General features: G+C 37.2%; 25 protein-coding genes and 1 riboswitch. Of the genes, 19 read left to right on the plus strand and 6 right to left on the minus strand.

Annotated features, from left to right (window positions below; all coding sequences use genetic code 11):
* Positions 1–11 precede the first annotated feature (11 nt).
* Positions 12–1,634, plus strand: coding sequence for an amidohydrolase (locus G532_RS0114015; protein ID WP_027965361.1), 1,623 nt, complete (start codon positions 12–14; stop codon positions 1,632–1,634).
* Between the two features lie 45 nt (positions 1,635–1,679).
* On the opposite strand, the gene G532_RS0114020 is transcribed toward G532_RS0114015, so the two are convergent.
* Positions 1,680–2,765, minus strand: a complete 1,086-nt coding sequence (locus tag G532_RS0114020) for an AI-2E family transporter (protein WP_027965362.1) — start codon at positions 2,763–2,765, stop codon at positions 1,680–1,682.
* Positions 2,766–2,973: 208 nt separating this feature from the next.
* On the opposite strand from G532_RS0114020, the gene G532_RS0114025 reads away from it, so the two are divergent.
* Positions 2,974–3,408 carry a hypothetical protein gene (locus G532_RS0114025; RefSeq protein ID WP_027965363.1) on the plus strand — a complete coding sequence of 145 codons (435 nt, stop codon included), beginning with the start codon at positions 2,974–2,976 and terminating at the stop codon, positions 3,406–3,408.
* Between the two features lie 33 nt (positions 3,409–3,441).
* On the opposite strand, the gene G532_RS15935 is transcribed toward G532_RS0114025, so the two are convergent.
* Both G532_RS15935 and G532_RS0114035 read right to left on the minus strand, forming a co-directional pair.
* Positions 3,442–3,606 (minus strand): anti-repressor SinI family protein, encoded by a 165-nt coding sequence (locus G532_RS15935; protein WP_245570149.1) that lies wholly within the window; start codon positions 3,604–3,606, stop codon positions 3,442–3,444.
* A riboswitch (cyclic di-GMP riboswitch) is annotated at positions 3,587–3,669 on the minus strand. It overlaps the preceding gene by 20 nt.
* A 132-nt stretch (positions 3,670–3,801) precedes the next feature.
* Positions 3,802–4,401, minus strand: coding sequence for a hypothetical protein (locus G532_RS0114035; RefSeq protein ID WP_027965364.1), 600 nt, complete (start codon positions 4,399–4,401; stop codon positions 3,802–3,804).
* Between the two features lie 287 nt (positions 4,402–4,688).
* Here G532_RS0114035 and G532_RS0114040 point away from each other — a divergent pair, with 287 nt between their 5' ends.
* On the plus strand, positions 4,689–6,179 hold the full coding sequence (locus tag G532_RS0114040; protein ID WP_027965365.1) for an APC family permease: 1,491 nt from the start codon (positions 4,689–4,691) through the stop codon (positions 6,177–6,179).
* Positions 6,180–6,900: 721 nt separating this feature from the next.
* Here G532_RS0114040 and G532_RS0114045 read toward each other — a convergent pair.
* The gene (locus G532_RS0114045; protein WP_027965366.1) at positions 6,901–7,881 is read right to left on the minus strand and encodes an LCP family protein; all 981 of its coding nucleotides are present in this window, start codon (positions 7,879–7,881) and stop codon (positions 6,901–6,903) included.
* 12 nt (positions 7,882–7,893) lie between these two features.
* Positions 7,894–8,535: a YigZ family protein gene (locus G532_RS0114050; protein ID WP_027965367.1), complete on the minus strand. Its 642-nt coding sequence runs from the start codon at positions 8,533–8,535 to the stop codon at positions 7,894–7,896.
* 167 nt (positions 8,536–8,702) lie between these two features.
* Between G532_RS0114050 and G532_RS0114055 the strand changes: the two genes are divergently transcribed.
* Both G532_RS0114055 and G532_RS0114060 read left to right on the plus strand, forming a co-directional pair.
* A complete protein-coding gene (locus tag G532_RS0114055) occupies positions 8,703–9,842 on the plus strand; it encodes a sensor histidine kinase (protein WP_027965368.1) in 1,140 nt (379 codons plus the stop codon).
* A gap of 123 nt (positions 9,843–9,965) precedes the next feature.
* A complete protein-coding gene (locus G532_RS0114060; RefSeq protein ID WP_027965369.1) occupies positions 9,966–10,652 on the plus strand; it encodes a response regulator in 687 nt (228 codons plus the stop codon).
* Between the two features lie 41 nt (positions 10,653–10,693).
* On the opposite strand, the gene G532_RS15490 is transcribed toward G532_RS0114060, so the two are convergent.
* Positions 10,694–11,596 carry a tetratricopeptide repeat protein gene (locus G532_RS15490; protein ID WP_035513071.1) on the minus strand — a complete coding sequence of 301 codons (903 nt, stop codon included), beginning with the start codon at positions 11,594–11,596 and terminating at the stop codon, positions 10,694–10,696.
* 183 nt (positions 11,597–11,779) lie between these two features.
* Here G532_RS15490 and G532_RS16165 point away from each other — a divergent pair, with 183 nt between their 5' ends.
* The 14 genes from G532_RS16165 to G532_RS0114135 all read left to right on the plus strand — a co-directional run bounded on the left by G532_RS16165 (position 11,780) and on the right by G532_RS0114135 (position 23,230).
* Complete coding sequence (locus tag G532_RS16165) at positions 11,780–11,923, plus strand: hypothetical protein (RefSeq protein WP_156882603.1); 144 nt, start codon at positions 11,780–11,782, stop codon at positions 11,921–11,923.
* 239 nt (positions 11,924–12,162) lie between these two features.
* Complete coding sequence (locus tag G532_RS15710) at positions 12,163–13,542, plus strand: sensor domain-containing phosphodiesterase (protein WP_051189195.1); 1,380 nt, start codon at positions 12,163–12,165, stop codon at positions 13,540–13,542.
* A 126-nt stretch (positions 13,543–13,668) separates the two neighbouring features.
* A complete protein-coding gene (locus G532_RS0114080) occupies positions 13,669–14,514 on the plus strand; it encodes a DegV family protein (RefSeq protein WP_027965370.1) in 846 nt (281 codons plus the stop codon).
* Between the two features lie 611 nt (positions 14,515–15,125).
* A complete protein-coding gene (locus G532_RS0114085; protein WP_027965371.1) occupies positions 15,126–16,235 on the plus strand; it encodes an ATP-dependent helicase ComFA in 1,110 nt (369 codons plus the stop codon).
* On the plus strand, positions 16,232–16,921 hold the full coding sequence (locus G532_RS0114090) for a ComF family protein (RefSeq protein WP_027965372.1): 690 nt from the start codon (positions 16,232–16,234) through the stop codon (positions 16,919–16,921). Before G532_RS0114085 ends, G532_RS0114090 begins: the two co-directional genes overlap by 4 nt.
* A 73-nt stretch (positions 16,922–16,994) precedes the next feature.
* Positions 16,995–17,426, plus strand: a complete 432-nt coding sequence (locus G532_RS0114095) for a TIGR03826 family flagellar region protein (RefSeq protein ID WP_027965373.1) — start codon at positions 16,995–16,997, stop codon at positions 17,424–17,426.
* 61 nt (positions 17,427–17,487) lie between these two features.
* Positions 17,488–17,757: a flagellar biosynthesis anti-sigma factor FlgM gene (gene flgM, locus G532_RS0114100; protein WP_027965374.1), complete on the plus strand. Its 270-nt coding sequence runs from the start codon at positions 17,488–17,490 to the stop codon at positions 17,755–17,757.
* A 14-nt stretch (positions 17,758–17,771) separates the two neighbouring features.
* The gene (locus tag G532_RS0114105) at positions 17,772–18,269 is read left to right on the plus strand and encodes a flagellar protein FlgN (RefSeq protein ID WP_027965375.1); all 498 of its coding nucleotides are present in this window, start codon (positions 17,772–17,774) and stop codon (positions 18,267–18,269) included.
* Between the two features lie 22 nt (positions 18,270–18,291).
* Entirely contained in the window at positions 18,292–19,833 is a 1,542-nt protein-coding gene (gene flgK / locus G532_RS0114110; RefSeq protein ID WP_027965376.1) for a flagellar hook-associated protein FlgK, read from the plus strand.
* Positions 19,834–19,843: 10 nt separating this feature from the next.
* Positions 19,844–20,785, plus strand: a complete 942-nt coding sequence (flgL, locus tag G532_RS0114115; protein WP_027965377.1) for a flagellar hook-associated protein FlgL — start codon at positions 19,844–19,846, stop codon at positions 20,783–20,785.
* Positions 20,786–20,852: 67 nt separating this feature from the next.
* Positions 20,853–21,434 carry a DUF6470 family protein gene (locus G532_RS0114120; protein WP_035513074.1) on the plus strand — a complete coding sequence of 194 codons (582 nt, stop codon included), beginning with the start codon at positions 20,853–20,855 and terminating at the stop codon, positions 21,432–21,434.
* A gap of 18 nt (positions 21,435–21,452) precedes the next feature.
* Positions 21,453–21,899, plus strand: a complete 447-nt coding sequence (fliW, locus tag G532_RS0114125; protein ID WP_051189196.1) for a flagellar assembly protein FliW — start codon at positions 21,453–21,455, stop codon at positions 21,897–21,899.
* Positions 21,883–22,110: a carbon storage regulator CsrA gene (csrA, locus tag G532_RS0114130; protein ID WP_027965380.1), complete on the plus strand. Its 228-nt coding sequence runs from the start codon at positions 21,883–21,885 to the stop codon at positions 22,108–22,110. The genes fliW and csrA overlap by 17 nt, the downstream gene beginning before the upstream one ends.
* Positions 22,111–22,237: 127 nt before the next feature.
* Positions 22,238–23,230, plus strand: a complete 993-nt coding sequence (locus G532_RS0114135) for a flagellin N-terminal helical domain-containing protein (protein WP_027965381.1) — start codon at positions 22,238–22,240, stop codon at positions 23,228–23,230.
* Positions 23,231–23,285 lie beyond the last annotated feature (55 nt).

Below are 23,285 nucleotides of genomic sequence, written 5' to 3' on the forward strand. Positions count from 1 at the left end.
AGGAGAATGACATGAAATACGATTTAATTATTCATAATGGGACCATTCTAACGATAGATGAACAAAAAATTGCAAAAGCAGTAGCTGTGAATGATGGAAAGATTGCACAAGTGTGGACAAGTTCGTTTGATATAAATAAGGAAAATGCTGACCAACACTATGACTTAAATGGCCAAACATTAATTCCTGGATTTATTGATACCCATAACCATATTTTGATGTACGCTAAAATGAAAAAACAAATTTATTGCGGAAATCCTCCGCACCAAAATGTGGAAGAATTATTGACAACTATTCGTACCCAAGCGGATGAAACAGAACCAGGTGAATGGATTATTGGTTGGGGATATGATGACACGATGTTAGAAGAACAGCGTCATATTATTAGAGATGAAATTGACACTGTTGCACCTGACCACCCTGTTTTTATTCGTCATATATCTGGGCATCTAGCTGTTGTTAATTCAAAGGCTTTGGATCAATGTGGAATAGAGGATTCTGTGCAAGACCCATCTGGAGGGCACTTTGGTCGAACAGCTGATGGGAAATTAGACGGGGTGCTCTATGAGTTACCTATTTTAGAAATGGTTATGAAGCATTTTAAACCGATTGAGAAGAATGAATTGAATGATTTAATGGTAGAAGCAGCAGAAGATTACATTCGTGAAGGGATAACGACAAATACAGATGCTGCTGTTGGTCTTGATGGAGGTTATCAAGAATTTAAAGAACATATGAATGCGGTGACAGATGGGCGTTTCACATTAAAAATGCGCTATATGGTCATGGACGCGGTATTAAATGACGCTCCTTTTAAAGATATGACCGCAGAGGAAGTAAATGCTTATATAATTGATCAATCAAAAGGACAAGGAAGATTTGATAGTGCAAAGTTCTTTCAAGACGGGTCGATTCAAGGGTATACTGGTGCTCTTCGAGGAGGGTACCATTTAGATCCTGAACATAATGGGGCCTTGATCCATGAACAGGTTGATCTTGATCAGATGTTCTTGAAAGCACATAAACGCGGGTTTCGTATTGCATGTCATGGAAATGGTGACTTAGCAATTGAATCCATCATTTCATCTTTAACAAAAGCATTAGACGAAGTACCACGTAACCATCATTTGCACCGGGTGGAGCATCTACAAACTGCGCGTGAAGAGGACTTAAACCGAATGCAGGCATATGATATTGCTACTTCGCTTTTCATTAATCATGTGTATTATTGGGGAGATCGCCATAGAAATATCTTCTTAGGACCTGAGAGGGCTCAAAAATTAGATCCATTACAAAGTGTGAAAGATAAAGGTTTGTTGTACACATTACATTCAGACAATCCAATCACTCCAATTTCTCCTTTATTTTCCATATGGGCAGCGGTGAATCGAAGAACAAAAGATGGACATGTTTTAGGTGAAGAAGAGCGCATCTCAGTGGAGGAAGCATTGAAAACAATGACTATTTACGGTGCGAAACTTAATAACACAGAAGATGAGAATGGATCTATTAAAATAGGAAAAGCAGCAGATTTTGCTGTCCTAAGTGATCATCCATTTGAAATTGATCCAATTGAACTTAAAAATATCCAAGTAGTTGAGACTTTTATTTCAGGGAAAAAGCAATTGAATTAAAAAAAGCGATTGGGAGCTATTACAGCTACCCAATCGCTTTTTATATTATTGATAGGAATCTTTGTTCCGAAGCTTATAGATTCTGTACATATGGCTTACCAACACTTTTGACACGGCAAATGTTGGTACAGCGACAATCATGGCGAGTATGCCACCAAACTGTGCTGCAAATAGTAGCAGGAATATAATCGTAATTGGATGAATCTGTAATTTTTTACCCATTACTTGAGGGGAAATTAAGTTACTTTCTAGTTGTTGTACGACAATGACAATAATCACAACAAGCAATGCTTGGAATGGAGATTCTAGTAACCCAACGATTACAGCTGGGAATGTTCCAATCCATGGTCCGATAAACGGAATGAAGTTGGTAAATAGTGCAACGAATGCAAGGATTAAAGCAAATCGTAAGTCGATAATCAAGAAGCCAATATAAACTAAAACACCTACACATACGCTTACAATGATTTGACCTTGAATATAAGAGCTTAAGGCATCATCCATATCTTCTAAAATTTCATCTACTTCATCACGATAGCGAGTAGGGAAGAATCCTAGCACCCTGCGTGGTAAACGCTCTCCATCTTTTAATAAGTAGAAAAGGATAAAAGGTACAACGATAATGGCAATAAGGATATTTGCAATAATTCCTAGATAGGTAGTGATTTGTGAAGCAATGGTTGAAATAATCTCTGTTAGTCGAGACTCTAAGTTTTCAAACCAGTCGGTAATCGCATCTTCCTCTGGAGAGAAGCGGGAGAACCAATCACTGTTCTGGATGTTCAGGATCATTTGATTTGCGTCGTCTACTAATTCTGGCATGTTATTGACTAGATTTTCGAACTGTTTTTGAAGCTCTGGCGCAATCAACATAATTAATCCAGTTATAATTCCAATTCCAGTTAAAAATACGAGTAACACTGCGAGTGGACGAGGCATTTTTTTCGATGCGAAATCCACTAATGGGCGTGTTAAGTAGTATAGAATTCCTGCGAAAATAATTGGGATAAATAAAGTTTGAAATAGTACAAAGATCGGTTCGAAAATAAATTGAACTTTCGTAGATAAAAAGATTATTAACAAGACAATAATAAGTCCATATCCAATTCGAAACCATTTCCCATTCGGCATACGTCCACCTTCTTTCAGCTACAGCTATTTTAGTCAATAGAGAGGATTAATCTTCCAACGTTCGTATTCGTTATCATTATATCTGAAAAGTAGCTATATTATAAGTCAAAACTATTTTAAATTTCCAGTCTTTTTCACTTTCATTTTCATGTAACATGTTGCATAATGTTAATAACAGAAAATTCAAACTATGAATGAGGTGGTGTCGATGCGGTCCGTTAAGATGTTAAAGCCATATTACGTGAAGAAAGATGATCGATTTGTTCGTGTGATTTTAGCCTTTCAATACTTTTCTATTATCATGGAAGATAAGGTGTATCACTTTATTCCCCTTGAATCGAGGGAGATAATTCTGGATCGCACAAATAGACAAATTGTGAATCAACATGATTTGTTTGTTTTTCAAAAAGGAGTTAGCTATATAAAAGTTCCTTTAAAAGAACTAATGAAGTTTAACTCTTTTGAAGAGCAATTAAACGAGATTACAGATGAGTTTTTCGGTGAGGAAAAGAGCAATGTTACTAAAGTGGAGTTGGACTTAGTAATGACAGAACTTGAGCAAGTGAACTATGATCGGTTAATTGACTTGGCACTTAAAAATGGGGACCGAGATCAATTTATTGCACTTACTAGCAAACAGTAAAACAAGAAGCGAGTACTGCTCGCTTCTTGTTTTTTATTTCTCAATAAACCTTCTCACTTCTTCTTTTGTTAATCCTAATGATTTTGCAAACTGCATTAATTTAATCCACTCTCGGTCTAATGATTCTTTCTTTTCTTGGTTTTTAATTTCCATTACAATCATTAAATCCTCCCCATGATGAGGCAGTATTGCAATCATAGGTTTCCCCTTAGACCAATAACTTTGCGCCGCTCCTTTTCAGAAACTTAGCCTTTTTCTACACCGAAAGTTTTATTATCTTTATTGTAATGGTTTACTTGGGATTAGATAAGCCCCTTTTCGTCCAAAAATATCTACATAAATAGAGGGGAGGATCTATAAAAGGTGATAATCTTGTCATATAATATAGAATTTTCAAACTTCTTCATCATCTAACCATGTATTTACTTGTTCTGTAATTAAGTTTTCGATCTCTTTTTTCTTTTCCTGAAATAGTTGATTCATCTTTTCTTTCTGTTTTTCTTTTAAATAGGGATCTTCAATTTTAGTGAGATCGTTTAAAATTACTTGATTAAATTTTTCGTCTGCGTTTTCTTCTAATTCCTTAAATTCTCGCTCATACTTCATCCATAAAGCCCCTTGGGATAAGATATTCATGTCAGGCTCATACTCTTCTTGAAAGTTTGACTTAATTAATTCTAAGTCACGTAAAATCTCTTCCTCTAAAAACACAAAGCTTTCATTGACCTTTTCGACAGCGCGCTCGTCTTCCTCACTGGGAAGAAATTGTGGGGAGCCATTTGTATGTTCCACCGAATGACTTTGTGTTTCACTTGAGCCGAAGTTCTCTTTAGAAACGGTCATTTTCGGAGTTCTATCTGGAAGTTTAGAAGAAGGGAGCTGTGTTACTATTGCTTCTTCTTCATACATTTCATAATCTAAATCAGTTGGTATGTAATAATAGCAAGCGGTGATTAATCCAATGGAAAGTAACAAGATGCAAAATTTCTTCAAGTGTAGTCCTCCATTTTTTATTTCCATTCTTACCACGTAGCAGTCTGTATATACGTATAATTCGTATAATTTACACAAAAATACTGTTTATAATGCCTTTTTTTCCTGATTTCTCGCTATAAGGGCCGCATTCTTTATTTTTTAAAATAAGATAAAACTGATACAATGTTACAGGTAATACTTTGTTATCCGAAATATCTTAATATAGCAAAAATATTGTCTATTTTTTTGAAATTGGGGTAAACATTTGTATTACTACAATAAAATTTTTTAAAGGAGTTTTCACATTGAGTGACCCCGGAAAGTCATTAGAAAGACAGAAATTAAGTAAAACCCTTAAACCACATTGGGTTTGGGCGATTGCACTAGGTTCTTCCATTGGTTGGGCATCATTTGTTATGCCAGCTACATGGATGGGACAAGCAGGACCACTTGGAGTAATTCTTGGTTTAACCATTGGTGCATTCCTTATGGCAGTAATCGCGATTAGTTACGGTGTATTAATTAAAAATTATCCCGTCTCTGGTGGAGAATTCGCCTATGCATTTATTGGATTAAGTCGAATACACGCCTATATTAGTGGGTGGTTCTTGACGCTTGGTTACATATGTATCGTAGCGTTGAATGCAACAGCCTTTTCCTTAATGTTGAAGTTCATATTCCCAAGCTTTATTGAACAAGTGAAAATATATGAAGTCGCAGGTTGGGAAGTATTTTTAACAGAAATAATAATTGCAACAATATTAATATTTGTTTTTGCATTCTTAAATATTAAAGGGTCCGGTTTATCTGGTCGTTTACAGTTTATTTTTGTTTCGATCTTATTACTTGGTGTTATAACAGTTACAGTATTAATGACTTCAAGTCCAGATACTTCGTTTAGCAACTTAAGTCCAGCATTTGCTCCAGAAGTTGGGGCTATGGCAGCAATCATGACGATGGTAGCTATTGCGCCATTCGCATATGTTGGTTTTGACAACGTTCCTCAGGCAGCTGAAGAGTTTAAGTTTTCATCTAAAAAAGCACTGACATTAATCATGCTTGCGATTTTCTGCGCAGCTGGTATTTATTCCTTAATGATTGTTGCAACAGGTGTAGCAGCACCTTGGCAAGAGATTTCAGGAGCAAACTACTTGTGGGGAACTGGTACAGTCGTTGAAGAAGTTATAGGTACAGGTGGATTAATCATACTTGCTACAGCTTTAACGATGGGGATCTTCACTGGTTTAAATGGTTTCTTGATTTCAGCAAGCCGTGTGTTATTTGCAATGGGCCGAGGAAAAGTTCTTCCTAGTGCATTTGCAAAATTACACTCTAAGCACAACACGCCTTACTTAGCGATTCTATTCGCGGCAGTTGTTGCAATCATTGCACCATTCTTCGGAAGAAACGTACTTGGTTGGGTGGTAGATATGTCTTCTGTTGGTGTATCCATTGCATATTTCTACACCACCTATACAGCATTTAACTTACTGAAGTGGAATGAAAATGATTCAAGCTTTGATCCGAATATTCATGTTGCATCTGCATGGAAGAAAGTAGTTGCAGGGCTCGGTATGGTATCTTCCTTAGGATTCTTAGCTTTACTTCTTATTCCAGGATCTCCTGCAGTACTTGGTATAGAATCCCTTGTAGCCTTAATTATTTGGGTTGTACTAGGTTTCATATTCTATATCATTAGACGTAAAGAATTAGGAAAATATACACGAGATGAGTTAGCATACTTGATTCTAGGTAAAGAAAAGTTTCATTTGAAAAAAGAAGGCGACGATAAGTAGCAAAAAGCTCAGGGTCACTCTAAATGTGATCCTGAGCTTTTTTATATAAGTTACTATTGGCCACAAAAGATTTTAGGATATAATTTTTTTATCTCGTGGATAAACGAGAAGAATGCTGGATATGATGTGGTTGTTCTGGATAATGACCTATCTTTCTTGAGTGAAGTTTTAATGATACCCTAGAATTTATAGTGGTATATCTTAAGTGTGAAAATATATTGCCGGCATAAGAGTTGTCTTTTCGGGTGAACGGCAAGCTTTTGCGGGCGGGAAAATGGATTTGCGGGTGAAGGTTCTATTATGCCGGCAAAAGAATGCAATATACAGGTGAACCGTTTTGTATGCCGGCATAAAGCAGTATTCATGGCTCGACACCTTTCCTATAAAGCACCATATATTTCCTAAATACCCCTCTTATTTATAATAATTATAAAAAGTTGCGAAAATACTCGCAAAAAATCCAAATTTTAATGATATTTAATCGATAATTTTTCAACCTCAAACCTATTGTAAACGCTATACAACTATATTAAAATAAAGAGGACCTCGATCATAAAGGTTGATTTGACGCTATCTTATTTTCTTTGCCACTCGTTTATGCGAGTGGTCTTTTTTTGGTCAAAATTATACTTTGTCTATTTCGTGACAGACCATGCATCAATAATAAAAAACAAAGCAGAATGTAGGATCTACTACATTCTGCTTTATTTTGTGCATCTTATTAACTCTGATCATCAGGTTTTTCTTTATTAGCTATTTGACTTGAAATATTTAAGTGGGTTTTAAGCTTATCACTGATATCTACTACACTGTTTTCATCAAGTTGGTAATAATATACACCATTATTCATATAGTCACTACCATTTAATTGGTGCTGTTCAATGTTGAGTCCGTCTTTAGAAGTAACGTATTTATGCATATCTACTAATTGATTAAAAGCTAAGTTTGTATTCATGTTCGACCCAACAGATTGTATGATCGAATTATATTTGGTGATAGAGGAGAAAGATAGTGTCTCATCCAGAATAGTCTCCACTACTTCCATTTGTCTTTCCCCGCGTTTTAAATCATTATCATTTTTGCGTGTTCTTGCAATCGCTAAAGCTTCTTCCCCATTTAAAATTTGCTTTCCTTGTCTTAAGACGATTTCCCCTTTTTCATCATTACTATTACTTTCCTCTAGATCGTAAGGGACATCAAAAGGAATACCATCGATTGCATCAACTACTTCGACGAAAGCCTGGAAGTCTAGTCGAACATAGTAATCTACTGGTATATCTAGTAAATCTTCAACAGCAGTCACTGTTCCATCGAGACCATCATATGCGTGTGTATGGTTTATTTTATCTTTTTCAAGTTGGTAAGGTACGTCAACATAAGAGTCACGTGGAATGCTTACCATATTTATGGAATTGTCGTCCTTATTGAAAGTTGCAAGAATGAGTGCATCTGCTAGATTAGCTTCATCAGTCCTAGAGGTTGCATCATCAATACCAACGAATAATACAGAGATATTATCAACTTCAGGGTCAACTTCCTGATCTCGCTTCTCTGAAACATTCCCTCGCTCTAAATCTTCGAACGACTCTGTCACAGCTTGATCGGCCTCTTTGTAAACGTTGGTAGCATATACTCCTAACCCAACAAAGGTGAAAATAAGTAAAACTAAAACACCTATCAATATTTTATATTTTAAAGACATGCTTTTTCTCCTTTAAATGTCTGCTCTCTCTTTTTCAACATATTTATTATCTTTACATTCTATACCCGCTTTGCCACTTGTCAAATCCATTACCCAAGATTGGAAAGCTTCCGTATTGGAAAAAGGGACTAAAACATGGAAGGTGACATTCTCAGCATAAATGATATCGTCGATTAAATGTTCATTTCCACGTAATTCATTCTCAAGTTTTCCTATTAAATCATACGTTACATGGATATGTATCTCTTGCATCAATGAACATTCCACAATGCCGATCTGTCTAAGTGCCTCTGAAACAGAAGTAGAATAAGCACGAATTAATCCGCCTTTGCCTAACTTTATTCCCCCAAAGTATCTAGTAACGACAACGGTTGTATCTTTCAAGTCCATTTGTTTTAAAACTTCAAGCATCGGTACACCAGCCGTTCCACTTGGTTCGCCGTCATCATTTGCCTTTTGGATAAGGTTTTGTTCCCCGATCATATAAGCAGAGCAATTGTGGTTCGCTTGGTTATGTTCTTTTTTAATTCTTTGTATGAAAGCTTGTGCTTCTTCTTCCGTTTCCGTTCGTTTCACATAGCCAATGAATCTCGATTTTTGAATATGAATTTCATGAAACCCTTCTTCTTTCACAGTTAGGTAATGTTCTAGCATTCGGCAAATTCCTCCTAAAATATAAGTATATAAAAAAGTTTAAGTGATATCAATTTTTAAATAGGTTTATATCTGCTTTTCAAAAGGAATCATGATACTATATAATAGAAAACCCCCATGAATAAAGTCTTAGTTTCGAAACGTTTGATGTAATGGAGGATCATAATATGAGTAAAAACCAGGACAATAATCGTGCTTTAGATGAAATAATTGAAGAAATGGTCAATGTCGTCTCGAACAGCAAACAAGAGATCTTTGAGCTTGGGGAAGATTCCAGAAAGCAACAAGAGGCTCTGGCGAATGAAGTTGTAGAAATAAAGCGCAAAGTGCAAGTTATGATTGATGAAAATGATCAACTAGAACGAAAATTAAAACTTTCTAGACAACGCTTAACTGAGGTCAGTCGTCATTTCGATGAATTTTCAGAAGAAGAAGTGCGAAAAGTCTATAATGATGCCCATGAATTACAAACGAAGCTATTAGTTCAACGCCAACAAGAAACAGGATTAATTAAAAGGCGTGATGAACTGGAAGCGAGGATTAAATCGTTAGATGGAAGCATCGAACGAACCGAAAATGTAATGAGTAAGATTACTGTAGTCTTAACGTATTTAACGCAAGATTTTCAGTCTGTTAATGAAACAATTACTACTGCACAAGATAAATACGACTTTGGGTTACAAATTATTGACGCCCAGGAAGAAGAACGCAGGAAGTTATCTCGTGAAATTCATGATGGGCCGGCTCAAATGTTAGCAAATGTACTCATTCGCTCAGACATTGTGAAGAAAACCATACGTGAACGTGGTGTTGATGAAGCCATGCGCGAAATGAAAGAAGTAAAAGAAATGGTTCGAAGCTCTCTCTATGAGGTACGCAGAATTATATACGACTTACGCCCAATGGCACTGGATGATTTAGGTTTAGTCCCGACATTACGTAAATATTTATCAACAATGGAAGAATACCATTCCATTAAAATAGAATTTCAATCAAAAGGAAAAGAATATCGTTACAGCCAAAAATTCGAAGCTGCTGTGTTTCGCTTAGTGCAAGAAGGGGTACAAAATGCATTAAAGCATGCCGGAGGAAGTTTGATTTCGGTGAGGTTAGAGCAAACTCAAAGTAAATTGAATGTTCATATAGTTGATAATGGAAAAGGATTCGATCCGGATGTGAAGAAAGATGGTTCCTTTGGACTTATGGGAATGCGTGAGCGTGTAGAAATGCTTAATGGCGACTTTAAAATCAGTTCTGAGCCAAATAAAGGGACGAAAGTGATTATATCTATGCCTGCTGTTTTTTGATGAAATACAAATGAAATACGTTTGTAATAGGTATTTAGATGGTCTTATTGTATAATGAATTTGTTTTCAATTTTAAAAAAATGACAAAGAATATAGATGAATGTTTCTTAAGGAGGAAAAAACATGGCTACGAGTATAGTATTAGTTGACGACCATAAATTATTTCGTGAAGGTATAAAGCGTATTTTAGAATTCGAAGAAGATTTTCAAGTAGTTGCAGAAGGTAGCGATGGCTCCGAGGCTTTATCAATAATAGACGAGCATAGACCTGATATTGTAATCATGGATATTAATATGCCAGATGTGAATGGGGTAGAAGCAACGAAGCGTTTGATTGATCGATATGAAGACCTTCGTGTAATCATACTCTCTATTCATGATGATGAAGCATACGTAACACATGCCCTTAAATCAGGTGCACTTGGATATATGTTAAAAGAAATGGATACGGATGAGTTAGTGGAAGCTATTAAGATCGTAAGTAGTGGTGGGTCTTATGTACACCCGAAAGTTACTCATAATTTAGTTAAAGATTATCGTCGTGTTGCGAATGAAGGAAATGGTGGTTCTTCTGCAGGCTTTACGTATGTGGAATACCGGAAACCGTTACATTTACTAACACGTAGAGAATGTGAAGTACTACAATTAATGACAGACGGAAGAAGTAATAGAGGCATTTCAGAGGATCTATTTATTAGTGAAAAAACGGTTAAAAACCATGTTTCAAACATTTTGCAAAAAATGAATGTAAATGACCGAACACAGGCTGTCGTAACCGCAATTAAAAATGGTTGGGTAGAAGTAAACTAAATATAGGTGGAAGCTCCAGTTGAACAGACTGGGGCCACTTTTTAGTTATCTTCATTAGATGAATGGCTATCAAAATCGTCTAATTTCTCTTGTACTTGATCTACTAAGTGGTCATTTTTTGATAAATTAAATATCGTTTTTGCTTGAGTTAAATACTTAATGGCAGCTGGAGCATTATTCATTTCTTCGTTCACTCTGCCGATAATAAATAAAAGATAGCCTAATCCATACATAGAATCTTGTTCTTTACATACTGCCATACCTTCGTTTGCATATTCTATTGCATGGCTGAAGTCTTTTTGTAAGAGATAAAGTCTTGCGATATTGTAATTTAAGTTAATCTCCATTTCGTAATCTCCATGTTCAGGAAGGAGCTGTAAATATCTCAGAGCTTCGTGATATAACTTCAAAGCTTCTGAAAAATTATCACGGTCGATAAATATATTTGCTTTGTTAGTTAAAATTTTAATTTCGCGCTTCGAGAGAAAGTTGCGTTTGATTTTACGAATTCTTAAAGCTTGTTCTAACAAATTTAAGGCTTCAGAGTAATTCTCTTCTATATATCTTTTACATAATGCGGAATGCCATAGATAAAATTGTTCAAATCGAGGATTTTCTCTCAACGGTGAATTTTCTTCCCGTTTCAACAAACTCCTTAATTGAACGTAGTCCTTGTTATATACAAGTTTTCTCGCCTGATGTTCTACCTCTTGCAAATAATCTGTCCGGTCACTTTCGATTCCATCATAAAAATAACTGACATTTACTTCTAGTCGATCAGCGATTTGAAATAATATATCCGCTGCGATCATGGAAGAGCCACTTTCAATTTTACTAATATAAGCCTGCGTACAAATGCCTTCACATAGCTCTTTTTGTGTTAATTTATAGTGTTTACGAAGATCTACAATCCTAGTTCCAATAATCTCCTGAATTCTCTCCATGTTAACACACTCACTTTTTTTACAAAATTTATCTCAAAGTATTCCTATGTTTATATTTTCAGAGAAAATCAAAGAAAATGCAACTTAAATACCTATAATTCTGCTCAAATCCTTCTACATCAACATCTTACGCGTTTTTAATCCATGCTATGATGTATATAACAAGGTGAAAGGAGCAGGCAAATGAAAAAATTATTAATGGTTGTAGCTGTCCTTTTTGTATCATTCAGCCTTTACGGTGGAAGTATTGCTCAAGATCATACAGCAAGTTTTGATGTAGAGATCATGGGCAAGAAAGATAAGAATGACTTAGGTTCCCTTGATTAGTTTGGTGTTATCGCTATCTAACACATTAAATCATGCTATTAATTACTCCAGCTTACATTCCATTAATAATCCATTCACCTCTCGAGGCTACCTTTTGTGATGAAGGTAGCTTTTCTTTTCAAATTTATCTAGTTTTTTCGACAAATTTTGTTAGAATAGACATATCAATGTGAAAATAGATGGAATATTTAGATATTTTGAACGGATCATTCATAATCGAATGTAGGGAGGGCCATGCAATGAAAGAAAACAACGTAGATGCACGATATCGTCTACCACCTAAAGAATTTGCGGAAGGCTACCAAGAAATCACTTACCCATTACAGGCTGGTAAGTCCTTGAGAGAGGTTTTAATGCACACCATTCAATTTTTTGAGAAAAAGTTAGGCAAAGCTTCGTGTGCACTTTTAATCTTAGATGAAGATGAAAATAAGTTTATTGATTGCTTGAGCTATTCCATGGAAGAAAGTCGTTTTGACAATCTAAACTTTCAGCCTGTTCACCACCAGATGGGTTCGTTTGGCCCTTCTGTTATACGAAGAGAATTGGTGGTCAGTTCCAATATCCTTCAAGATGAGCGTTGGCAAGGGTATGAAGAGATAGTTAGTGAACAAGGCTTACAATCTTCCTGGTCCATACCTGTTTTATCACCAAATCGTGATAAAGTAGTTGCCTCTTTTACGGTTTTTTCTGAACAGCAAGAAGAGCCAACGGAAGAAGAAGTAATGTGGGTAGAAGCTTATCATGAACTATTGTCTTTAATGGTAAATAATTATATTGCCACTGAATTTAACACGGTAAAGATTCCCCTTCAGCGAAAAACACCTAAAAATGTGGAAGAAAAAGAGGAGAGTCGTGAAGATACCGTAGATAATTTAATTCGCATTGCGTTAAACCGAGGACAGTTCATTCCATATTATCAGCCAATTATTAGTAAAGATGAAGAAGAAATGTACGGAGTCGAAGTTCTTGCAAGATGGCTGCACCCGGAAGATGGTATCAAACAACCAAGTAGTTTTATATCCGATGCAGAAGAGCAAAAACTTATTCATCATATTGATGATATGGTGTTTCGAAAAGCTTGTATCGATCTAAAACGAATGATGGAACAAGTGAATCAGACCTTTAGGGTGTCTGTAAATGTATCCGCACTAAACATCATGCATCCTAAATTTATTGAACGCATCAAATCAGTACTATCAGATACTGGATTCCCACCTGAATTACTTTCAATTGAAATTACCGAATCTGCACTAATGAAAAACTTAAAGGACGTCGCAAAGGTAATGACTGAATTGAAAGAGTTAGGAATTCGTTTTTCTATTGATGATTTTGGAGTAAGTTATTCTTCCTTGAATTACTTGAAGTATTTACCAGTAGAATCTATCAAATTAGACCGAACCTTTGTAAATGATATAACGGTAAATGCAGTTGATCGACAAATTTGTAAAACGGTAATCCAATTAGCAAAAGATTTAAAGATGAACGTCGTAGCAGAAGGAGTAGAAACATCTGAACACCTGGAAATTATCCGTGAGTTTGGGTGCAATATATTCCAAGGCTATTATTTTAGTAAACCAGTAACCTATGAAGAATTAAAATACTTTTTATTAGACTAAAAGGAAAGAGTGCGGATCAATTCCGCACTCTTTTTATCATTAGTAATAGAATTTTATTTTTAACGGAAAATTACGGTGCATTATAGAGGTGTTTCATGTAAAATATGTCATAGGGAGGTAGGAGATATGAAAACAGCAGTATTGACTGATAGTACGGCATACATACCTCAACAAGAGTTAGATAAAAAGAATATTTTTATGGTGCCGCTTAGTGTTACATTTTCAAATGAATCTTATAGAGAAATATACGATATCACAACTAGTGAATTTTATGAAAAAGTAAGAGAAGAAGCTGATCTTCCAAAAACAAGTCAGCCTTCTGTAGGTGATTTTACTACGAAATATGAAAAGATTGCAGCTGACTATGATGCAGTTATTTCTATTCATCTATCCAGTGGAATAAGTGGCACATACCATGCCGCAGTAAGCGCAGGGGATATGGTGGACAACCTCGAAGTGTATACATTCGATTCTGAAATTAGTTGTATGGTGCAAGGCTTTTATGTTTTAGAAGCTGCTGAAATGGCGAATAACGGAGCACACCCCGCTCAAATCATGGAACGCTTAAATGAGATGAAAGCAGACACAGATGCCTATTTCATGGTTGATGACTTAAGCCATTTAAAACGCGGTGGTCGCTTAACAGGAGCACAAGCAATGGTTGGTAGCCTCTTGCAAGTTAAGCCTTTACTATTTTTTGAAGATAAACAAATCGTACCATTCGAAAAAATACGAACAAGTAAAAAAGCATATAAACGTATGGAAGAACAACTTGCAAAAGCAGCAGAAGGAAACGAACAAATGAAGGCCGTAATCATCCATGCCGAGCGAGAAGAAATCGCAAAAGAATGGAAACAACAATTAGAACAAAAATTCGACAATGTTGATTTCATCATCAGTTATTTCGGTCCCGTAATCGGCACTCACTTAGGTGAAGGTGGAATTGGCCTTGGATGGTATAAGGTTAAATAGTTTGGCTTAGGAATAATCATTAGGGGGCGCTTGCCTAGAGTTTTTTTCAAAGAGTCCCCCAAACATGACTCTCTTAATTTGTATATTTAGTAACAAACCTATTAAAATCGTAACTCAATTAATGGCTATTTGCGTTTAACGGGCGATAGGAAAGAGCTAACGGTTGATAGAGCAACGTGAAGGTTGATAGAAAAGACTTAACGGTTGATAGAGCAACGTGAAGGTTGATAGGAAAGACTTAACGGTTGATAGAGCAACGTGAAGGGCGATAGGAAAGACCTAACGGCTGATAGAATTAATAACGAATGATAAGATAATTCCTCCCCCAATTCACCTCCAATCCAGAAAGGAAAATAACCATGCAATTACCCCCACTTCTCCAGCAATATGCCTTTAAGTATTCGGGTAAACTTCTAACTTATCACGAACTGAAAATCTCGAGACGGATTCTAGATTATTTACTGCAGCATCAATACCTCACTATTACTCCAGGAATTACAGAAAAACTCCTTTTTACAACATGCAACCGCTGTATGAACCGCCAATCACATTTATTCGGAAAAATCCCCTCCAAAAAGAACTTCATAATCTACTGTAAAAATTGTATTCAGATGGGACGTGTCAGCACAAATGAACCTCTCTATAAGTGGTCCGGTCCGTCTGTTACCAACGATCAAATCAAAAATCCTCTTCACTGGAAAGGGGAGCTTACTTCACTTCAACAAAAGGCTTCTGAATCTATAACGAATACGATCAAACTGAATAATCAAGTGGTTATTTATGCAGTATGTGGAGCGGGCAAAACGGAAATGCTTTACCAAGGAATTGCTGAAGCAATCTCACATGGAAAAAGAGTGTGTCTTGCTACTCCAAGGGCGGATGTAGTAAAAGAGTTAGCTCCACGTTTCCGGAGGGACTTTCCACTTCTCCAAATAGCAGCCTTATATGGTGGAACGCAGGATCAAGATCATAATGCTCACCTCGTGCTAGCAACTACACACCAGCTACTCCGATATCAACAGTCCTTTGATGTCATGATTGTTGATGAGGTGGATGCTTTTCCTTTTCATCGTGACAAGACACTTCCGAAAGCTGTAAATCGAGCAGTAAAAACAAAACATGCGAGGATTTATTTAACGGCTACCCCCAGGTTAGATATGAAAGTGAAGATCGCTCTAAAGAAACTACCGGTTGTTTCCATTCCAATGAGATACCACGGATACCCACTTCCTGAACCAATCTTTCAAAGTGTTTTCCAATTAGAGAAAAAACTCACTGCAAACAAACTTCCTGAAAAATTTAAACAATGGATTCGAGATCGTCACCAGCTTCAAAGGAGGTATTTAATATTTGTGCCTACGATCCAGCTTGCAGAAAATTTATCAAAATTGTTAAAAGGAATGCCTCATGTGCATGCAGCCAGTCCTGATCGAGACTATTTCATTGAACGGTTTCGAGGAAATAGAATTCGAGCGTTAATAACGACGACGATTCTTGAGCGGGGTGTCACCTTCCCTTCTATAGACGTTGCAGTATTACAAGCGGATCATCATGTATTTGATGAAGCGGCTTTAATCCAGATTGCAGGGCGGGCAGGAAGGAGTGCGGACGATCCCCATGGGAATGTTTCCTTTTTCTATGAGCAAAAAACAGAAGCGATGGTTGGTGCGCTTTCTTATACGGAAAATAAAAATAAAGAAGCGAAGGTGTGGCTAGAATGATCTGCTATTGCTGTCTTGAAAAGGTCGAAGAACCAACTACATGGGGAACCTTCCTAACATTCACACACAAAACAATTTGTTCTTATTGTGAGGACCAATTAGAAAAAGTTTCCTTTCATCATTGTTCCAAATGTGCCAAGGAAATTCCACGTTCAAAGCTGATTTGTCGGGATTGTGTACAGTGGAAAAACCTATTTGAAGAAGATCCTTTAGTGAAAAACATCTCTCTTTATCAATACAATGATTTTATGAGAGAAATAATTGCCAAGTTCAAATACAGAGGGGATTATGAAGTTTCCTACGCTTTTCAAAATCAAATGCAACAATCTTACGAGCATCACTTTAAAAAGCTTAAATTAAACATCGTCCCCATTCCGCTAAGCGACTCCAGACAGAAAGAAAGAGGCTTCAATCAAGCGGAAGCACTTGCACTTCATTTAGAAAAAACTCCTCTAACAAACCTTCTTTACCGAAAAGAATCCTTCCATGAAGAAAAACAATCCAAACGGTCAAAGTTCGAACGGATCCATTCTAATCAAACTTTCTACACTTCGGCAACAGTGCCAGAAAATATTTTGTTGATTGATGACTTATATACAACTGGCACAACAATAAGGCAAGCTGCTATCGTGTTAAAAAAATCTGGAGCAAAATCTGTGTATTCTTTTACCCTTATTCGAAGTTAATTTTATTACTGCTCTTTGTTTTCTATCCTTGTAGCCGATATAATATAAGAATAGAAGGACGAGGAGGAATACAATGGGTGATTTAGCGAATTGTCCAAGTTGTGGCCAATTGTTTGTGAAGAGTACGCAACCGATTTGCCGCGAGTGTTATCAAAAAGAAGAAGAACAATTTGAATCCGTTTACGAATTCGTTCGCCGCAAGAAAAATAGAGCCTCCACAATGGGGGAAGTGTCAGAAGCTACTGGAGTGGATAAACCATTGATTCAAAAGTGGCTACGAGAAAAAAGGTTGCATGCGGCGTCATTTCCGAATTTGACATATGATTGCGAACGTTGTGGCGAGCAGATTTATGAGGGGAAGCTGTGTTCCACATGTGCCACATCGCTTCAAAAAGATCTTAGTGAAGCCCCAGAAAAGGATAGAACTTTTGCTGAAAAACAGGAAGAAGAACGAAAAGCTAAAGTTTATTTTAATGTGGACCAAGAAAATAAATGGAGAAACTAAACTTCTAAATAGAAGTTCCGATATAATAACTAGAATAGGTTCTTTTAAAGGGGTGAAAACCATGAAAATTAATCCTACAAATGGAGCGCATTTAAATCCGTATCAAAAACAAGTGCAGAACCAACAAAACGTGCAGAAGCAAGCGGGAGTTTCCGACAAAATAGAAATTTCAAGTAAAGCAAAAGAAATGCAGCAAGGAAATGGGATTGAACAAGCACGCCAAGAGAAGGTAAGTGCCTTGAAACAACAAGTCCAACATGGTGATTATGACATGGACTTGAAACAGACAGCTGAAAAGATGGTAGACTTTTGGTCTAACCGTCGCGGCTAAGAGGAGGACATTCATTGTCTACCGAAAAAATTATTGCAAGGCTTGATAAGCTTCATCAATTGAACATCAGCTTATTAAACCTGTCCAAAGAGAAGACAGAGCGGTTAAAAGAAAATGATATCGATGCGTTTAATGAGATCTTGATGAAAGAGAGAAAGCATATTCAAGCGATTGAGCAAGTGGAAATCAAGCGAATTGAGGCGACGGAAGCTTGGTTTGAAGATCATGCTCCAAAGGCAGAAGATAAGACTATTTCTCGAGTGATTGAACTGGTTGAGGATAAGGAACAAAACGCCCAATTAGAAAAGCTATATGATAGCTTAATCTATACACTTGCTGATTTGAAATCACAAGAGAAGTTGAATAGAGATTTAATCGAGCAATCATTACAAATGGTGGAATTATCACTTGATCTAATGCAACCAAACCACCAGAAAGATTTAAACTACCAAAAGCCAAAACGAAAAGAACAACAATCATCAAGCACTTCGGTGTTTGATTCGAAAGCGTAAGGCTTTTCAGGGGGAAACATAGATGACGTCTACATTTCATGGATTAGAAGTAGCACGCCGAGCATTGTTTACACAACAATCGGCGTTACATACAACAGGTCATAATATATCAAATGCAAATACGGAAGGGTATTCCAGACAGCGAGTGAATTTTGAACAAACTAGCCCATTTCCATCGCCTGCAAGAAACCGCCCAGAAATGGCTGGACAAATGGGGACTGGAGTTAAGGCTGGTGAAATTCAACGCGTACGTGATTCATTCTTAGATTTTCAGTACCGTGCGGAAAATAATAAAGCGGGATACTGGGATTCGAAAGCAGACGCACTTAGTCGGATGGAAGATATCATGAATGAGCCGAGTGATTCAGGACTTGGCCGCGCAATGGATCAATTCTGGGAATCGGTACAAGACGTAGCAACAAATCCAGAAGATGGTGGGGCGCGTCGTGTCATGCAACAACGAGCGACAGCAGTAACTGAGACGTTTGGCCACTTAAACGAGAAACTAACTGACGTTCAAGGTGAACTGAAAAATCAGATGGAAACGAACGCTGATCAAGTTAATACTTTACTCACTCAAATCCAAGATCTTAACGATCAAATCGGCCGTATCGAACCAAATGGTTATTTACCGAATGATTTATATGATCAACGAGATGTATTAGTAGATGAATTATCTCAATTTGTGAATATTAGTGTGGATTATGAAGCAAGTGGTGGTAATGCAAAAGCCAATGCAGAAGGAAAAATAGTGATTGACCTTGCGAATGATAATGGACAACCTATTGATAATGCCCAACTTGTTAACGCCGATAACGACATACAAGGGCTGGAATTCCAATTTGATGACGCCAATCCTGCGCTTGTTTCAGGAATTAGTGTAGGCGAAATGGATCCAGAAACAGGGGATGTGGCGGCAGCAAATACGATATCAGCCGCCGATTTTAATTCTCCAGGATCATTGCTTGGCACGATGCAATCAAATGGTTACATAAATGGTGACGGAGAAGCGGAAGGCGAATATGTAGGCATGTTAAATGATTTAGATTCTCTAGCCTATGCCTTTACGCAAGAATTTAACGACCAGCACCAAGAAGGATATGATTTAGAAGGGAATGAAGGTGGCAACTTCTTCACAGACATTGGGGAAGAAAACGCAGCAGCTAACATTTCCGTTTCAGAGAATATATTAAATAATGAAAATCTAATTGCATTAGCAAGCAACCCCAATGCACCAGGTAATGGACAAAATGGACTTGCACTAGCTGAGGTAAGAAACCAAGACAATACAATCGGGGACCAATCGATTCAGAAATTTTATGAAGGTGTAATCGGCGGACTTGGAGTGGTCGCGGAAGAAGCGAACCGTATGGCGAAAAACACTTCTGATTTGAGACATTCGGTGAATCAAAACCGAGAGTCAATTAGCGGCGTATCGCTCGATGAAGAGATGTCGAATATGATTAAATTCCAGCACGCGTATAATGCAGCAGCAAGGAATATGACCGTAGTAGATGAAATGTTAGATCGTATCATAAACCAAATGGGGATCGTTGGAAGGTAGGTGATCGGTTATGAGAATTACACAAAACATGATAAGTAATAACGTGATGAATAGTTTGAGAAACAATTATGCTCAAATGGACAAGTACATGGAACAGCTATCAACTGGTAAGAAGATTAACCGTCCATCCGATGACCCGGTTGTTGCGATGCGAGGAGTGAATTACCGCTCGGAGCTATCTAAAGTAAATCAATTTGAACGCAACATGTCTGAACTTCGTAACTGGATGGATTCATCTGATGAAGCATTGAATGAAGCAGGGCAAGCGATGCACCGTGTGCGTGAGTTGGTTACACAAGCAAGTAATGATACATACGAAGAAAATCAACGAGATAATATGGCAAGTGAAATCAGAGAAATTCGTAACCATATTGTGGAACTAGCTAATACAAAAGTTAATAATAAACACATTTTCAACGGGACGAATACTTTGGAAAAACGTTTTGAAACTAGTGAAGATGGTGAATTACAAGTTCAAAATGCGGACGGAAATTGGGTAGCGGCGGATGACCCCACTGCTCCGGAGTTAAATAATGAAGACGTTTTGATTGAAGTTTCTGATGGGGTAAAACTAGCTGCGAATTCTAATGCGGACAATGCCTTCCCAGTTGAGCTAATTCAAGAATTGGATCAGATCGTTGCATCATTAATAGAAGATGACCCTCCCAATAATGGACAAGATTTTAGTCCCTTCATAGATTCTTTGGATGGTTTTCAACAAGAAATGGTAAATGAACGTGCCGACTTAGGTGCTCGCATGAACCGAGCAGAGCTAATCGAAACACGTTTATCTCAACAAGAAGTGACGACTTCTAAGTTGATGTCTGATAATGAAGATGCACATATGGAAGAAGTGATCATGAATTTGCGGATGCAAGAAAATGTACACCGAGCTGCACTAGGAGCAGGTGCGCGTATTATTCAACCATCTCTCATGGATTTCTTAAGATAATGGTCCGATTAAATCTAGCTATCTGTCACAAGCAGATAGCTTTTTCTACATAAAAGAGGTGATTTCCATGCAGTTACCACAAATTAGAATTCAGTCACAAAACGCTCAAATCGGCATGCAAACACAGAACGCACAGTTAGATATTCAGTCTCAACCAGCTGATCTACAAATCTCACAACCACAAGCAGAAGTAAATATTCAAACGACACCTCCAAGATTATCGATTGATCAGTCAAAAGCTTTTGAAGATATGGGGATTTATGGACCATTAAAGGCGTCTAAAATTTCTGCACAAGAAGCCGAGCAGACCTGGTCTCAAGGTGTCGCTCGAACTGCGCGTGAAGGCGATGAAATGATGAGGATCGAAAACGGAGATGGGGCGATTGCACGGATTGCAGAGCGCAATATACCAAATCCTCACCGCGATTTTCAAATGGGTTGGATCCCTTCTTATTTCTCTGTGGATATAAATTATGATCCAGGTGATGTGCAAATCCGAAATCAGAAAAATGATCCCATCATTGAAGCAACAGCAAGAAAACCTGAGACGCATTACCAACCGGGTGGCGTAGATGTCTATATGGAGCAAGAATCTTTATTAGACATAGATTTTATTAATCTACCAAATCATGTGAATCGTGAAATTTAAACTAGGATGTGTTGCATTATGAAAATAAACACCATTTATTTTGGAGAAGTGGAAATAGAAGAAGAACAAATAATTACATTTGAAAGTGGACTTCCAGGCTTTCAAGCAGAAAAACAATTCGTCTTATTAGATTTAGAAAATAACCCTGCTTTTAAAGTGTTGCAGTCGACTCAGACAACGGAACTAGCATTTGTTGTAACCAATCCATTTCTCATTTATTCAGATTATGAGTTTAAGTTGGATGAAGCTACTGTTGAACAATTGAATGTAGAAAAGCCTGAACATATTCTTGCTTGGACAATTGTAACACTAAAAGAACCATTTGAAAGTTCTACATTAAACCTGCAAGCACCAGTTGTTATAAATTTAAATAATAACCATGGTAAACAGATTCTATTAAACAATGAAAAATATCATACAAAACATTCAATTAAAGGAGGGGAGCAACATGTTAGTACTGACTAGAAAAGTTGGTGAATCCATTCAAATTGGTGATGATATTGAACTGAAAGTCGTTGCTGTTGACGGTGATCAAGTAAAGCTTGGAATCGACGCTCCCCGACATATAGACATCCACCGCAGTGAAATCTATCAACAAATCATCTCTGAAAACAAAGAGGCAAGCCTTTTGACAGAAAATACAATAAATCTATTAAAAAATACACCAAAAGACTAAACCATTCGAATCATCAACCGATATGATACATGTAAGGTTATCAGTCAAAAGTCGGCCGGCGAAATGACTGTTACTAAAAATCCTGCCACAAGGACGTGGCAAACAAAATTCAAGGAGGAATTTTATTATGATTATCAACAACAATATCCCTGCGATGAATACATATCGCCAAATGGGACAAAACCAGAACGACATGCAGTCTTCTATGGAGAAACTATCTTCGGGCCTACGTATTAACCGTGCAGGAGACGATGCTGCAGGACTAGCAATCTCTGAAAAAATGCGTGCGCAGATCAATGGTCTTGACCAAGCAAGCCGTAACGCTCAAGACGGAATTTCACTAATTCAAACTGCTGAGGGTGCTTTAGACGAGTCACACTCAATCCTTCAACGTATGCGTGAGTTAGCTGTTCAATCTTCTAACGATACAAACGTAGAAGTTGATCGCCAAGAGTTACAAAAAGAAATGGATCAATTATCTGGCGAACTTTCCCGTATTGCTGATAATACTCAATTTAATACGCAAGACCTTCTAAATGGGGAGTTTGATGCGACGTTCCATATCGGTGCTAATGAAGGTCAGAATATTGATATTTCAATTGAAGACATGGGCGCTCAGGCACTTGGAGTTGCTCTTGAAGCTAATGATAGTAACGAATTAGTTGATTCTGCTGGAAATACAGTTGCAACTTTTGTTACTGAAGAAACTGATGTTGATGGGAATGTGACTAAAGAGGCAGGTTACTATGTAGGTGATGGTACTGGTGATGATCTATTTTTAGCTGCTGATGAAGCTTTAGAAGAGGGAAATAGCACTGGTATTTCAATTTCTTCACAAGAAACTGCCGACTCTGCAATTTCTACAATAAATGATGCAATTGAAACAGTTTCTTCTCAACGTTCAGAACTTGGTGCTGTCCAAAACCGTTTAGAGCATACAATCTCTAACTTAGACAACGCCTCTGAAAACCTTTCAGCTGCAGAATCTCGTATTCGTGATGCTGATATGGCTTCAGAAATGATGGAAATGACACGTGCAAACATTCTATCACAAGCTTCTCAGTCTATGCTTGCTCAAGCAAATCAACAACCACAATCCGTACTACAGTTATTAGGATAATTAATTTATAACCTCAGAGATTTCTGAGGTTATGTAAAATATTCTGCCACAAGGA

Origin of the sequence: Halalkalibacillus halophilus DSM 18494, assembly GCF_000423105.1 — a bacterium.
Lineage (GTDB): Bacteria > Bacillota > Bacilli > Bacillales > Alkalibacillaceae > Halalkalibacillus > Halalkalibacillus halophilus.